The organism is Mucilaginibacter sp. UR6-1 (assembly GCF_020880975.1).
Lineage (GTDB): Bacteria > Bacteroidota > Bacteroidia > Sphingobacteriales > Sphingobacteriaceae > Mucilaginibacter.
On the sequence record NZ_JAJIWP010000001.1, the window covers coordinates 288,669 to 303,959 of the forward strand.

The following is a 15,291-nucleotide window of genomic DNA, read 5'->3' on the forward strand; positions in this document are numbered from 1 at the left end:
ACTACAAGGCCAACCCCGGGGTTAATATTTATTTATCCTTATAAGATATTTTTTAAGCCATTTTTAAACGTTGCTTAAACATTATAGGGGTTTTGCTGTAATTATGGTGGCTGTTATCAAAGCAGACTGCAGCCTTGGCAGCCGGTGCTTATTGTATCTGCTGCCGCACTAAAACATTTAAATCTATCTATGAAAATAATTACTTACCCGGGTAAACCGTACCCGCTTGGTGCAACATGGGATGGCGAAGGCGTTAACTTTACTTTATATGCCGATAATGCCACCGGTGTTGAACTGTGCCTGTTTGATTCGCCCGAAGCAACAGCAGAATCAAACAGGATAAAACTTTATGAACGCTCGCACCAGGTGTGGCATATTTACCTGCCCGGCGTTAAGCCCGGTCAGTTATATGGCTACCGTGTGCATGGCCCTTATGAACCTCAAAATGGCCACCGCTTTAACCCCAATAAGTTATTGTTGGATCCGTATGCCAAAGCCATAGCCGGTGTAATTGACTGGCACGATTCGCTTTTTGCTTATGAGGTTGGTCATCCTGACGAAGACCTTAGCTACAGCGAAACCGACAGTGCCCCGTACATCCCAAAATCAGTAGTTGTAGACAATAATTTTGATTGGGAGGACGATCAGTTACCACGCACACCTTATCACCAATCCGTAATTTATGAGGCACATGTACGCGGCCTAACCATGCAGCATCCTGAAATTCCTGAAAATATTCGTGGAAGTTACGCGGCGATAGGGCATCCGGCTATCATAAAGCACCTTCAAGATCTGGGTGTAACGGCTATTGAATTGATGCCTATACACCAGTTTGTTAATGATCGTTACCTGGTTGAAAAAGGGCTGCGTAACTATTGGGGCTATAACTCCATCGGTTTTTTCGCGCCGGATGTTCGCTACTCATCAACCGGCGTTACCGGCGGGCAGGTAAGCGAGTTTAAAGCGATGGTAAAAGAGCTGCATAAGGCAGGCATTGAAGTGATATTGGATGTGGTATATAACCATACCGGCGAGGGTAACCAGATGGGGCCAACCCTCTCATTTAAAGGGGTAGATAATGCCTCATACTATCGCCTGGTTGATGATGATAAGCGTTTTTACATGGATTATACAGGTACAGGCAACACGCTTAATGCTATGTTACCTAATGTGTTAAGGTATATAATGGATAGCCTTCGCTACTGGATAACCGAAATGCATGTTGATGGTTTCCGTTTCGATCTGGCCTCAACACTGGCGCGTGAATTACATGAAGTGAACAGGCTGAGTGCCTTTTTTGATATTATTCACCAGGACCCGGTTATATCGCAGGTTAAACTCATCGCAGAGCCATGGGATATAGGCGAGGGTGGCTATCAGGTAGGTAAATTTCCGCCGGGATGGGCTGAATGGAACGGAAAGTACCGCGATTGCATACGCGATTACTGGCGCGGCGCGGACAGTATGCTTGGTGAATTTGCCCAGCGTTTTACGGGCAGTCCTGATTTGTATCAGGATGATTACCGCAGGCCAACAGCCAGTATCAACTTTATAACCGCGCACGATGGTTTTACCATGCACGATCTGGTATCGTACAACGAAAAGCATAACGAGGCCAATGGTGAAGATAATAACGATGGCGAAAGCCATAACCGATCATGGAATTGCGGTGCCGAAGGAGAAACTGATGATAAAGCGGTGCTTGAACTGCGCGCGCAGCAAAAGCGTAATTTCCTGTCTACACTCTTCCTGTCGCAAGGGGTACCTATGTTGGTTGCGGGCGACGAGATGGGCCGTACGCAGGGAGGTAACAACAATGCCTACTGCCAGGATAACGAAATTTCATGGCTGGATTGGGAAAACGCCGATACCGACCTGTTGAAATTTACTCAAAAGCTGATACATTTTCGTAAAGAGCACCCTAACTTCAGGCGCAGGCGCTGGTTTCAGGGGCAGCCTGTAAAAGGGCAGGAACTTGAGGATGTAGCTTGGTTTTTACCGGAAGGTACCGAAATGAGCGAGGAAAACTGGAGCCATGATTTTGCAAAATCATTAGCGGTATTTCTTAACGGTAAAGGTATCCACTCGCTTGGCCCTAAAGGAGAAAGAATAGTGGATGATAGCTATTATCTCATATTTAATGCTTTCCACGATTCGATAGATTACAAACTGCCATCTGAAAAATTTGGCCATACCTGGAAAGTTATTATGGATACATCAGCCTACGAAGCTGATGGAAACACGCACCATGCGGGCGATACCATTACCGTGCAGGGGCGTACAGTTGTATTGTTGCAGCATCATAATAAGCATGAAAAACCCACAGATTAATAAGCGCAGTTTAGGCGTAAGTTTTGATAAGCTGGGTGTTGCTCATGTTACCTTATGGGCGCCATTAGCTAAAGAGGTAGCTGTGCTGATCGGTAATGAAAAGTCAGAACTTGCTTTGCAGGCAGGTGAATATGGCTACTGGACGTTAAGTACCGATAAGTTGAAGCCTGGTGATACTTACACCTTTTCGCTTAACGGTGAAAAGGAGCGCCCTGACCCTGCATCATTAGCTCAGCCGGATAGTGTGCATGGCCCGTCAAAGGCAGTTGATATAACTGCCTTTAGCTGGACGGATGCAAAATGGGCCAATCCAAAGCTTGATGATTATATTTTTTATGAGCTGCACATAGGTACATTTACCGCTGAAGGTACTTTTGAGGCGGCTATAGATAAGCTTGATCATTTGGTGGAGCTTGGCGTTACCGCGGTGGAGATAATGCCTGTAGCGCAGTTTCCGGGCGATCGGAATTGGGGATATGATGGTGTATTGCCGTATGCCGTACAAAACACTTACGGCGGTGCCGAAGGCTTAATGCGTTTGGTGGATGCCTGCCATGCCAAAGGTTTGGCCGTGGTGTTAGATGTGGTTTATAATCACCTTGGCCCTGAAGGGAATTATTTTAACGATTTTGGCGCGTACTTCACCGATAAATACCACACCCCCTGGGGCAACGCCATCAATTTTGATGATGCCTGGTGCGATGCTGTGCGGTTGTATTATATAGAAAATGCCCTGATGTGGTTCAGGGATTTTCATATTGATGCGCTGCGGATGGATGCTGTACATGCCATAAAGGATCTGAGTCCGGTGCATATCCTGAAAGAAATTAAACAGCATGTTAACCGGTTAATTGCCGAAACCGGCAGGCAACATCATCTTATTGCTGAACTTGACCTGAATGATCCTGTTTATATAAATACTTTAGAAGAGCATGGTTATGGTATTGATGGACAGTGGATAGATGAATTTCATCATGCTTTGCGGGTAACTGCCGGAGAACCACAAACAGGATACTATTCTGATTTTAACGGCATCGAACATTTAGCTAAAGCTTATCGCGATGCTTACGTGTATGATGGCATTTATTCACCCCACCGGCAAAAGGTATTTGGTGTCAAAGCCGAAAAAAATACAGGCAACCAATTCGTGGTATTCTCTCAAAATCACGATCAGGTGGGAAACCGCATGTTGGGCGAGCGCACAAGCACACTGGTAAGTTTTGAGATGCAAAAGCTAATGGCGGCGGCTGTAATGGTTAGTCCGTACATGCCCATGTTGTTTATGGGAGAGGAATGGGGCGAAACCAATCCTTTTCAGTACTTCATCAGCCATACCGATAAGGAACTGGTAGAAGCTGTACGCAAAGGCCGCCGTGAGGAATTCAAGGCATTTCACGCCGAAGGAGAAACACCCGATCCGCAAGCTGAGGAAACCTTTAACCGTTCAAAGCTTCAATGGGATCTGTTGTTTCAAAGTAAGCATCAAACTATGTTTGCTTTTTATAAAGAACTTATTAAAGTAAGAAAGCAACATCCTGCACTTAAATACTTAAACAGAAGTGATTTAAATGTTGATTATAATAAAGAAAAGAACACGCTTTTATTACAACGCCGGCATGGTGATGAGAAGGTTTGCTGCGCCATGAACTTCTCTGATCAGCAACAAAATATAGCATTACCTGCAGGCCCGCAGTGGGTACAATTACTTAACAGTGCCAACCAACAATGGGGCGGCAATGCTTCGGAGGTAACTCCGGGCGTTGTGGAACCCGAATCTATTATTATTTACATCAACCATTATGTTTGATCCCGCAGCTACCTATCGCATTCAATTCAATAAGGATTTTACCTTTTCGCACCTTGAGCATATCATACCTTACCTGCAGCAGTTGGGTATTAAAACACTTTATGCCTCACCAATATTTGAGGCCGTGCCGGGTAGTACGCATGGTTATGATGTTACCGATCCGCATCGCGTAAACCCCGAGATAGGTACTTTAAAGCAATTAAGGCAGGTAACTGCCCGGCTAAAAGACGCGGGTATTAACTGGGTGCAGGATATTGTACCAAACCATATGGCCTTTGATGTAAAAAACAGTTGGCTGATGGATGTATTTGAAAAGGGAAGCCTATCAGCTTATGCATCATTTTTTGATACTTCCGGTACGAGCGAATTGTTTGAAGGCCGCATTATGGTGCCTTTTTTGGGTGCTCCACTAACAGATGTTATAAGCAAAGGCGAACTAAAACTGGGTTATACCCGGGGCAGTTTGTTCCTGGGTTATTACGATAGCCAATATCCGCTTAACATATCAGGGTATTCATGGGTTATCTCATCCATAAAAACAAAGGATGATTCCCTTAAAAAGCTGCTCCAGCAAATTAAACAGGCACATCAGGTTGATGATGTAAAAGCTTTTTGTATAGAGTTTAATGAGTTGAAAAGTCAGTTTAATTCATTATTCTCAAATGCTGAACATAACGCATTGTTAACCGAGGCCATCAACAGTATAAACAAGAGCAGCAAAAAACTTGAACAGCTTGCAGACGAACAATACTATCGCTTGTGTAACTGGCAGGAAACAGATAGCCGTATAAATTTCAGGCGCTTTTTTACGGTTAACGGGCTGATATGCCTTAACATGCAAAACCCGCAGGTTTTTGCGCATTATCATAAATTTATATCGCAATTACTTAAAGAAGGTGTTTTTCAGGGTTTGCGGGTTGATCATGTTGATGGCCTGTATGATCCTGCAGGTTATTTACAGCAACTTCGTAAACTTACGGGTAACGAAACTTACATTGTTGTAGAAAAGATACTGGAAAAAGGTGAAAGGCTACCTGCTGATTGGCCTGTACAGGGCGCAACCGGTTACGAATTTTTGGCGGCTATAAATAATCTGTTAACGCATCGCGAGAGCGAGAAACAGTTTACATCGCTATATCAAAAAGTTACAGGCAGGCAAAAGTTTGATGAGAGCGATATTTGGGAAAAGAAGGCCTACATACTGCACAATCATATGGCCGGCGAGCTGGTTAACCTTACCAGATATTTTTGCGAACTTAACCTGATAGATGAGGAAACGCATAAGCAAATTGCTCATGAAAAACTTAAAGAAGCTATAGCGAAATTGCTGATATACTGCCCTGTTTACCGCTACTATGGTAACAGCATGCCCCTGCAGTGCAAAGAAGCAGCCAACGTTGAAAATATTTTAAAACAGGTAAAAAATAGCGATAAGGAGCTTAAACCTGTAGCCGACCTTTTGGAAGCAGCACTATTAAAATTGCCTTCAGAAAAAGGGGATGACTATGCCGCTAATGCCCTGCGCTTTTATCAGCGATGTATGCAGCTTACCGGGCCGCTTATGGCAAAAGGGGTTGAGGATACGCTGATGTATACCTATAACCGCTTTGTGGCGCATAACGAGGTTGGTGATGCGCCTGATGCCTTTGGTATATCTGTAGATGATTTTCACGCACTAATGCAGGACAGGCAACAGCACTGGCCGCTGGCCCTGAACGGTACCTCAACCCACGATACCAAACGAGGTGAGGATGTACGCGCGAGACTTAATGCTTTAAGTGCAATGCCTGATGTGTGGGGTAAATTGGTTGAAAAATGGCTTAAAGAAAATGTGCAACCAGCAGAAGGTAAAAGGCTCGATGTTAATGATGTATACCTGATTTTTCAAACCATTGCAGGCGCTTACCCGATGCCGAGCGAAGGTGATGATGGTTTTGAGCAACGTATACATGAATATCTTGAAAAGGCCTTGCGTGAGGGTAAGCAACACTCGCAATGGGCCGGGCCTGACGAAGAATATGAAACCGCCTCCAAAAGTTTCGCGTCAGCTTTGCTGAAAAAAGATTCCGCTTTTTGGCAGAGTTTCAGGGCCTTTCATAAACAACTTGCCGATCATGGCATCATCAATTCACTGGTTCAGGTAGCGCTTAAATTTACCGCGCCCGGCGTGCCCGATGTTTACCAGGGGTGTGATCGCTGGGATTTGAGCCTGGTTGATCCGGATAACCGCAGGCCGGTTGATTACACATTAAGCGGTGAATTGCTTAATGCCATTAATCAAGATGATGAAAGTTTGATTGAACAGCTTTGGAATGATCGTTACAGCGCGAAAATAAAGTTATGGTTTACCAACAGATTATTATCCCTGCGCGGCAAATATCCTGATCTGTTCGCTAAGGGGCAATATATCCCGCTAAAAGTTAAAGGCAAATACAAAGCACATGTAATAGCATTTGCACGGCAGCATGGCAGGCAATGGCTGGTATCTGCTTTGCCGCTTCATCTACCGGTTATAACGCCTGAGTTTAAAGCCGGAGAGATAAACTGGGCATCAACAAGGGTAATACTGCCTGCTACATTACCCAATCAATATACCGATGAGCTTACTGGTTTAGCCGCTAATGTTGATGGGGGTGAGTTGTACATTAAGGACGTATTTAAACCTGCATTACCGCTGGCGGTGCTCAACTTTAAACGACCGGAAAATCCCCGTGGTTCGGGTTTACTGATGCACATTACCTCGCTTCCGTCAAATTTTGGCGTGGGTGATCTTGGGCCGCAGGCTATGGCATTTGCCGATGCTTTAAAGAATAGTTTGCAAAAGTACTGGCAACTATTACCGCTTAGTCCTACTGAAATGCTTGATGCCCACTCGCCCTACAGTTCATTTTCGAGCATGGCTGGTAATACACTATTGATCAGTCCTGAACTATTGGCTGCTGATGGCTTACTTACCGCCGCCGACCTGAAAGATAATGCCCTGCCATCAAAAATTGAAGTTGATTACGCCGGGGCTGAGCGGGTGAAAACACACCTGTTCAATATAGCATGGGCAAATTTTAAAAAGGGCAGCAATGTTTTGCAGGATGATTTTAATGCCTTTTGCCTTGGACAAGCCGCCTGGCTTAATGACTTTGCACTTTACGTGGTTATCAAGCATCACCATGCAGGTAAACCCTGGTTTGAGTGGCATACGGATTATATGCAGCGTAACGATAAGTCGCTTAAAGGCTTTGCCCGTAAATACGCTGATGAAATTACAAAGATCAAGTGGCTACAGTTCATTTTCGCCAGGCAGTGGAATGGTTTACGCTCATATTGTAATGATCTCGGTATAAAGCTGTTTGGCGATCTGCCTTTTTATGTAAGCTATGATTCGGCCGATGTATGGGCTAACCGCGAGATATTCAGTTTAAATGCAGAGGGTAAAATGCAAGGCGTAGCCGGTGTGCCGCCCGATTATTTTAATGCCGATGGCCAGTTGTGGGGTATGCCGGTTTTTTGCTGGAATAAGCTTAAGCAAACCAATTACAAATGGTGGGTTGATCGGGTAAAAAAGAACATGGAGCTGTTTGATATTTTACGCTTAGATCATTTCAGGGCCTTTGCCGCTTACTGGGAGGTGCCCGCGGGAGAAAGTACAGCTATTAACGGGCAGTGGCAGCAAGGGCCCGGTAAGGAGTTTTTTGAAGTGCTGCAAAAGGAAATGGGCTGGCTGCCTTTAGTAGCCGAGGATCTGGGTGATATTGACGATGCGGTTTACGAGTTGCGCGATGGCTTTAATCTGCCCGGCATGAAGGTGCTGCAATTCGCTTTTGGTGATAATATGCCGCAGTCAGCCTACATACCGCATAATTACACCGAAAACTTTGTGGCCTATACCGGTACGCATGATAATAATACCACTGCCGGATGGTACAAGCAGGATGCCGATAAACAGGTAAAAAAGCAATTGGCCGCGTATAGCGGCATTAAAACAAAGCAGGGTAACGTACATGAGGTTATGGCTAAACTGGCATTCGGTTCGGTAGCTAAAATGGCCATACTCCCGGTGCAGGATTTGCTTGGGCTTGATGAAGATACGCGCATGAACACCCCGGCATCAACAGCTAAAAACTGGTTATGGCGTTTAAAACCCGGGCAGTTGGATGAAAAGCATATACATAAACTGCTCCACTGGACGATATTATACAATAGGGCTTAAATAAATTGGTTGCAACAATTTGGTATTAAGTGTGTTGATAAAATACACCACCCAATAGTAGTAACCAATTTTATTATTTAACTCTTACAGCCATGAACGATCGCGAAGCATTCAGCCGGAGAAGTTTTCTAAAAACATTATCGGTTGGTACAGGGGCGCTTGCACTGATGCCAACACTGCAGTCATTCCTTCCGCAAGGTAAAAAATTAGGCATAGCCCTGGTTGGCCTGGGCGGTTATAGCCGTGGGCAGCTTGCACCCGCCTTGCTCGAAACCCAACACTGCTACCTTGCCGGGTTAGTTACAGGCACACCATCAAAGGCTGACGAGTGGTCAAAAAAATATAACATTCCTGATAAGAATATTTACAATTACTCCAACTTTGATGATATAGCTAATAACCCGGCTATTGATATTGTGTACGTGGTGCTCCCGGTATCTATGCACAAGGAGTTTACTATTAGGGCGGCTAAAGCAGGCAAGCATGTTATCTGCGAAAAGCCGATGGCACTAAATGCTGCCGAATGTACTGAGATGATAGCCGCCTGTAAAAAGGCTAACCGTATGCTGTCTATCGGTTACCGTTTGCATTTTGATCCGCATAATATGGAGATGATGCGCCTGGGGCAAAAAAACATTTATGGCAAGATTACCGCGCTCGATACCGGCAATGGTTTCGTTTATCGTGGCGACCCGAATGCCTGGCGTTTAAAGAAAGCGCTTTCCGGTGGTGGCGCGCTAATGGATATGGGGGTTTATTCCATACAGGGTACACGTTACACGCTGGGGCAGGAGCCACTGTTTGTTACCGCTACCGAGCAAAAAACCAATAACGATCTGTTTAAAGAGGTTGATGAAACTATAACCTGGCAAATGGAATTTTCGGGCGGACTAATTACTACCGGAAAAACAAGCTATAACAATAACTGGGGTTATCTGAAAGCCACAGCCGAAAAGGGACAATTTGCGCTGGAACCCGCCTTTGGCTATGGCGGTATAAAAGGCAGCACACACTTAGGGGTGATGAATATGCAGAATATTAATCAGCAAGCCGCGCAGATGGACGATTTTGCATTATGTGTACTAAATAAAAAACCAACACGTGTACCGGGCGAAGAAGGGTTAAAAGACCTGAAGGTGATAGATGCTATTTACAGAAGTATAGCATCAGGTAAAAAGGAAAAAATAGGGTAGATGTAATTGCCCACAAAATTTCCGGAAGGAGTATTTTGTGAGCAATGAATTTATTATCAGGCATTGGCGCATTTCTGCTCGGTTGTAACCTGGGCAGGCTTTCTGGCGCTGCGGTATTTTGCAAGGTTAATGAGCAGTACACTGCTCAGGATGATCACCAGTCCGCTGATCTGTAAAGGTGTTATCTGTTCATTTGCAAACAAAATTCCCAGCAGTACCGCAATCACGGGGTTAACATAAGCGTAAGTGCTTACCTGTGTGGCCGGGCGAACTTTTAACAGCCATACATACGCGCTAAACGCCACTATCGACCCAAATATTACCAGGTAAGCCACCGCCCACCATGATGCAGCCGGTATTTCGCTTATTTTTAACCCATTCCATTCATGATGCGCTATGCTGCAGGGAATAAAAGCGATGCCTGCTGCCAGCATTTGCCAGGTGGTATTTACCGTAGTTGAGGTACTGCCTGCCTTATATTTTGAATATAACGACCCTGCCGACCATATAACAGATCCAAAAACCAATATGGCCATATAAGGCAGTTTTGAGGCGCCATTAGTGTGCATGGCGCCACTAAGCTGCTCGCCAAACAGCATTACCACGCCACCAAAGCCTATCAGTAAACCGATGATGGTTGACGGGCTTTTTAAATTTTCGCGCCAATGCCCGGCATCCAATAAAACAAACCATATGGGCGCTGCTGATACCAGGATGGCCGAAACCGCGCTTGGTACTTCAAGTTCGCCCAATATGAGCGCGCCGGTGCCGCCAAATAACAACAGCACGCCGCTTATCATGGCGTGCTTGTTGTACTTAAAATTCCAAACTTTTTCGCCGGTAATTATGCACCATATCAGCATAATGCTGCCTGCCGCTAAAAAGCGGGCTGCCCCTAAAAAAAAGGGAGGCATCCCTTGCAGGGCCATCTGTATAAAAAAATATGTTGAGCCCCATACAATGTATACCAATGCAAAGGATACGATCACCATTACGGTTGATGCTTTGTTTTCTGAGGTTGACATAGGTATCGGTATTTAAGTATTTTTAATTAAGCTTCGGGTATTACCAGTTGCTGTTGTTCTTTCACGGTTTCAAGCACTATGGTTGTGCGGGTACTCACAATATTGGGTATCTTGCTTAAATGGTTCCGCATTATATTCATTAGCGATGCCGAGTCATATGTGCGCACTTTTACCAAGTAGCAATCATCTCCGGCCACATGGTGCACTTCCTGCACTTCGGGTATGGCCGCCAAATGCTTGGTTGCCTCAATATTAGCCGGGCCCTCATTGGCTTTAATGGCTATAAATGCCAGCAAATTCTGTTTTAACGCTGATGGGTTAATGGCTGCCGTGTATTGCATTATCACATTTTTCTGTTCCAGCTTCTTAACCCTTTCAAGTACCCCTGATGGGGCCATACCCACCTCGCGTGCTATATCAGCGTTTGATATACGCGCGTTATCCTGCATCAGGCGTAATATGTGCAGGTCGGTTTTATCAAGAATTAGATCGTTTTCTAAAATCATTCTCAAATTTAAATATAATTCAGAATTAAATTCAATAAAATATAAATAAATATGAATAAAATTCTTTTTAGTTCTATATTGTAAATTTAATGTTACTTAAACATTAAGATCATATATTTGAAGAACCAATTATTTCTAAAAACCAATTATGATTAAAAGATTTACTATTTGCTTATTAATAGCTGTAGCCGCGTGGAGTTGTAAAAGTACCAAAGAAACCGACCCTGTACCTGAGCCTGAAAAAGCTGATACGGTGATGCTTACCTCGGTAACCATCGAGGCCAAAAATAATCCTGATCTGCTAACTGCGGATGTTAAGGCAACCATAAAGGATAATGATATAACAGCGCTTATTCCGTCTATCAAAAACAGTAAAAAACTGGTGGTTACTTTTACCACCAAAACTGCCGGTACAGTTGTAAAGGCTAATGATACGCTGCTGGTAAGCGGTACTACTAAAATTGATTTTACCAAACCCGTAACTTACGCTTTAACTACGCCTAAAGGGTTAACCCGTAACTATAATTTTAAGGTTAAGAATTTTACGGGGATACCTGTATTTTATCTAACCACCAGCGCACCTGTAAACTCGAAGGATAATTATGTAACCGGTACATTGGTTATTAATACCAATGGCGAATTTGAGCAGGAAAAGCTAACCATACCACTGCAAATAAAGGGTAGGGGAAATTCAACCTGGGGCCATCCCAAAAAGCCATATCGTTTAAAGTTTAATGATAAAACGGCTGTTTTGGGTATTGGCGCTGCCAAAAACTGGGTGTTGCTTGCCAATTACTCCGACAAAACATTAATGCGCACCAGCATTGCTTTTAGCCTGGGTAAAAAGCTCGGTGTTGGTTTTACGCCCGACAGCCGTTTTATTGAGGTGGTGCTTAATGGCGAATATATTGGCAGCTACCTGCTTACCGAGCAGGTTGAAGTGCATGAGAACAGGGTGAACGTACCCGAACTTAAAAAGGGCGATGTTGCGGCTGATAAAATTACCGGTGGTTATTTATTAGAGTGGGATCAGCGCCTGGATGAAGAATATTGGTTCCGCACTTCGCATAATATACCATTTACTATAAAATCACCCGAAGATATACCGGATGCCCAGTTCAATTACATTAGTGGCTATGTGCAGCAAACCGAGGATGCCATATTTGCCGATAACTTTGCCGACCCTAACGAGGGATATGCCAAATATATTGATGTAAACTCGTTTGTAAACTATTACATCATCCAGGAAATAATGAAGAATCAGGACGCTAAGGACTTTAGCAGCATCTTTTTTTATAAGGATAGGGGCGGCAAACTGACGCTTGGCCCGCTGTGGGACTTTGATCTGGCCATTGGTAATGTTGATTATTCAGATGCCACGCAGGCAACCGGGTGGTGGATAAAAGATGGCCCATGGTATTCGCGCTTGTTTGAGGATGCTGTCTTCCGTAAAAAAGTTAAAGATCGCTGGAACCAGATCAAAGGGAATGAGATCAAAGGTATATATACTGATATTGACAGCAATTATAAGTACATCAACCTGTCGCAACAGCAAAACTTTAAGCGCTGGCCAATACTTAACGAGTATGTTTGGCCAAACCCGCTCATTCTTGGAACTTATGATAACGAGGTTAGCCAGATCAAAAGCTGGCTGACAAAACGCATAACCTGGCTTGATATTGAGATAAACCGATGGTAGGCGATTGTTGAATTGATGGGTGTTCCCTAATAAATGTTATGAATACATTAATAATAAATGTAAATATTTATTAAAATGTTAAAACATTGTGGTATCTTTATGTGTTACTATCCTTACACACTAAATTTTTCAATACTTATGAATACCGCATTGTTACTAAACCCTATCATGTTTGTAGCAACATATTGGGGAGCGCCCGCATTTATTAAAGTAATTCAAGATGGTGATATGTTTGATCTTTCAATAAACGATCAGCATATGGCTACGCTTGCCTATACCAATAATCAGGAGCTTACGGATATTGACGAGCGTTTAAGCGGTTCAGAAATGCTTAAAGAAATTTCACGCCGCATTCGCGAAAGTCTTTCCGCTTAAGTTTGCCTTAAACTTTATCACAATATGCTTGTTGCTTAGTCATGGCTAAACTTCAACGCAGTGTTCTTGTGCTTTTTCTTTTGTTTTTGCTCATTAGCGGGCTTTATTTTGCAAAAGAGTTTTTAGTTCCCATAACCATATCGGGTTTGTTTGCAATGTTGTTTATCGGCTTTAGCAACTACCTCGAATCCAAAGGCCTGTCTCGCGGGGTTTCAGCTTTCCTATCAGTATTTACATTGGTGTTATCAGTCGCAGTGATCATTTATCTGTTATCACTACAACTTGGCGAATTTTCAACCAACGTTGATACCATGAAACAACGGCTTGGACAAATGCTTTTAGATGTTAAGCGTTGGGTAAATAACACCGTAGGCATATCCATGAAACAGCAGGATGATATGCTTAAACAGCAAACCGAGCCGGGCAGTGCGGGTAACGCGGGCAGTATGGCCGCAGCGGTAGCAAGTTCAATAATGGGCGTTGCAGTAAATATGGTGCTTGGTTTAGTGTACATGTTTTTGCTGCTGTATTACCGTAGCCACATCAAAAAATTTATACTTAAAATAGTGCCTGATGAGCAATTAAAGCGTACCGACGAGGTGGTGCATGATTCGGCACGCGTGGCCCAAAAATATCTTAGTGGTTTAAGTTTAATGATTGTGATGCTGTGGGTGTTATACGGCATAGGCTTTAGTATTGTAGGGGTAGAGAATGCTATATTTTTCGCAGTGCTGTGTGGTATTTTAGAGATTGTACCCTTTGTGGGCAACGTTACCGGTACCTCGCTTACAGTATTGGCTGTAGTAGTTCAGGGTGGTGATGGAGGTATGGTAGCAGGCGTGCTTGGCACTTACTTTTTGATACAGTTTACCCAAACTTATATACTTGAACCATTGGTAGTAGGTGAGCAGGTTAGCGTTAACCCGCTGTTTACTATTATGGCTATAGTACTTGGCGAATTGATATGGGGCGTACCCGGAATGATATTAGCCATACCGGGTATAGGCATAATCAAAATTATTTGTGATAATGTGCCCGAACTTAAACCTTATGGTTTCCTGATCGGTTCGCAAGGCAAAAAGTCAAACACCGGCATACTGGATAAAATTAAATCCGTCTTCAAAAAAAATTAGCGGTACAGTTATTGTTTTAATAAGGTGGTTGCGCATTAGTGCGCATCTGTTAATTTAAAACCATAGTTATGAAAAAGGGACAGGATCTAAGAAACACCGGAAACTTTCAGGGTAACTCCATTGCAGACAGGGCATTTAATGATAGCCGCGAAGTAGCCAAATCAAAAGGCATAACCAATGGCGGCGCTCAACGGGCCGACCAAACATCAAACCGGGATAATATCCGCAAGCAGGAGAACAAAAAATAGTAATAAAAACAGGCCAAAAGCCTGTTTTTATGTTTTAACGCAATTTAATTGTAACAAACACACTGCGATAGAATTAACATAAAATTAATAGTGTTGATGTAAGCCGGGGGGTAAAAGCCATTTAATTTTGCATCTGGCATGCAAACGGTAAGTGAAGTTAAAATAAGTACCCTCCATAATCTTGAAACTATTTTCAAGGAACATTACTCGTCCCTGTTCAGGTACGTGCACACCATGGTTAAGGATGACGACGAAGCGAAGGATGTTTTGTCGGACTTGTTTCTTAACCTGTGGATGCAAAAAGATGATCTGCAAATAATAAACATCAAAGCCTATCTGTTTCGTGCGGCGAGAAATGGTGCTTTAAAAGCGCTTACAGCAAGGCAAACAGATGAGTTGACTGAGAATTGCTGGAATATTAGTGAACAGGCCTTTGGCCCGTTTGAACGTTTAGTGGCTAAGGAGTCGGTAAAGATTGTTGAACGGATGATCAATAAACTGCCGGCCATGCGTAAGGAGATCATCCAACTGCGGCTTACCGGTTTAAAAAATCATGAGATAGCCAAAGTACTTGATGTTACCGAAAAAAAGATAGAATACCACATGCGCGAAGCCATTGAACAATTAGGCTACTACATGCGCCACGAAAATTACGACCGCGCCACCATTGCCGGTGGGCTGCTGCTGGTTAATATAATGTTAACATTTATTTAACGATTTTTTTCGGTGAAAACCGGCCTGGCTTTGCTCTTTGCTTAAAAGATATCTTG

The 15,291-nt window shown here is 43.6% G+C and carries 11 protein-coding genes; 9 read left to right on the plus strand and 2 right to left on the minus strand.

Annotated features, from left to right (window positions below; translation table 11 throughout):
- The first annotated feature begins 189 nt into the window (after nt 1–189).
- The 4 genes from glgX to LJ707_RS01335 all read left to right on the plus strand — a co-directional run bounded on the left by glgX (nt 190) and on the right by LJ707_RS01335 (nt 9,535).
- Nucleotides 190–2,331: a glycogen debranching protein GlgX gene (gene glgX / locus LJ707_RS01320; protein WP_228948929.1), complete on the plus strand. Its 2,142-nt coding sequence runs from the start codon at nt 190–192 to the stop codon at nt 2,329–2,331.
- Nucleotides 2,312–4,138 carry a malto-oligosyltrehalose trehalohydrolase gene (treZ, locus tag LJ707_RS01325; protein WP_228948930.1) on the plus strand — a complete coding sequence of 609 codons (1,827 nt, stop codon included), beginning with the start codon at nt 2,312–2,314 and terminating at the stop codon, nt 4,136–4,138. The genes glgX and treZ overlap by 20 nt, the downstream gene beginning before the upstream one ends.
- Complete coding sequence (treY, locus tag LJ707_RS01330) at nt 4,131–8,342, plus strand: malto-oligosyltrehalose synthase (RefSeq protein ID WP_228948931.1); 4,212 nt, start codon at nt 4,131–4,133, stop codon at nt 8,340–8,342. The genes treZ and treY overlap by 8 nt, the downstream gene beginning before the upstream one ends.
- A 92-nt stretch (nt 8,343–8,434) precedes the next feature.
- Nucleotides 8,435–9,535 (plus strand): Gfo/Idh/MocA family protein, encoded by a 1,101-nt coding sequence (locus LJ707_RS01335; RefSeq protein ID WP_228948932.1) that lies wholly within the window; start codon nt 8,435–8,437, stop codon nt 9,533–9,535.
- 56 nt (nt 9,536–9,591) lie between these two features.
- Here the strand turns inward: LJ707_RS01335 and LJ707_RS01340 are convergent, their stop codons facing one another.
- Nucleotides 9,592–10,560, minus strand: a complete 969-nt coding sequence (locus tag LJ707_RS01340; RefSeq protein ID WP_228948933.1) for an EamA family transporter — start codon at nt 10,558–10,560, stop codon at nt 9,592–9,594.
- 26 nt (nt 10,561–10,586) lie between these two features.
- Nucleotides 10,587–11,066 (minus strand): Lrp/AsnC family transcriptional regulator, encoded by a 480-nt coding sequence (locus tag LJ707_RS01345; protein ID WP_228948934.1) that lies wholly within the window; start codon nt 11,064–11,066, stop codon nt 10,587–10,589.
- A 148-nt stretch (nt 11,067–11,214) separates the two neighbouring features.
- On the opposite strand from LJ707_RS01345, the gene LJ707_RS01350 reads away from it, so the two are divergent.
- From LJ707_RS01350 to LJ707_RS01370, 5 genes are all read left to right on the plus strand, one after another.
- On the plus strand, nt 11,215–12,765 hold the full coding sequence (locus LJ707_RS01350) for a CotH kinase family protein (RefSeq protein ID WP_228948935.1): 1,551 nt from the start codon (nt 11,215–11,217) through the stop codon (nt 12,763–12,765).
- 138 nt (nt 12,766–12,903) lie between these two features.
- Nucleotides 12,904–13,140 carry a hypothetical protein gene (locus tag LJ707_RS01355; RefSeq protein ID WP_228948936.1) on the plus strand — a complete coding sequence of 79 codons (237 nt, stop codon included), beginning with the start codon at nt 12,904–12,906 and terminating at the stop codon, nt 13,138–13,140.
- 41 nt (nt 13,141–13,181) lie between these two features.
- The gene (locus LJ707_RS01360; RefSeq protein WP_228948937.1) at nt 13,182–14,273 is read left to right on the plus strand and encodes an AI-2E family transporter; all 1,092 of its coding nucleotides are present in this window, start codon (nt 13,182–13,184) and stop codon (nt 14,271–14,273) included.
- Between the two features lie 68 nt (nt 14,274–14,341).
- Nucleotides 14,342–14,521 carry a hypothetical protein gene (locus LJ707_RS01365; RefSeq protein WP_228948938.1) on the plus strand — a complete coding sequence of 60 codons (180 nt, stop codon included), beginning with the start codon at nt 14,342–14,344 and terminating at the stop codon, nt 14,519–14,521.
- Nucleotides 14,522–14,659: 138 nt separating this feature from the next.
- Complete coding sequence (locus tag LJ707_RS01370; protein ID WP_228948939.1) at nt 14,660–15,235, plus strand: RNA polymerase sigma factor; 576 nt, start codon at nt 14,660–14,662, stop codon at nt 15,233–15,235.
- The last annotated feature ends 56 nt before the right edge of the window (nt 15,236–15,291 follow it).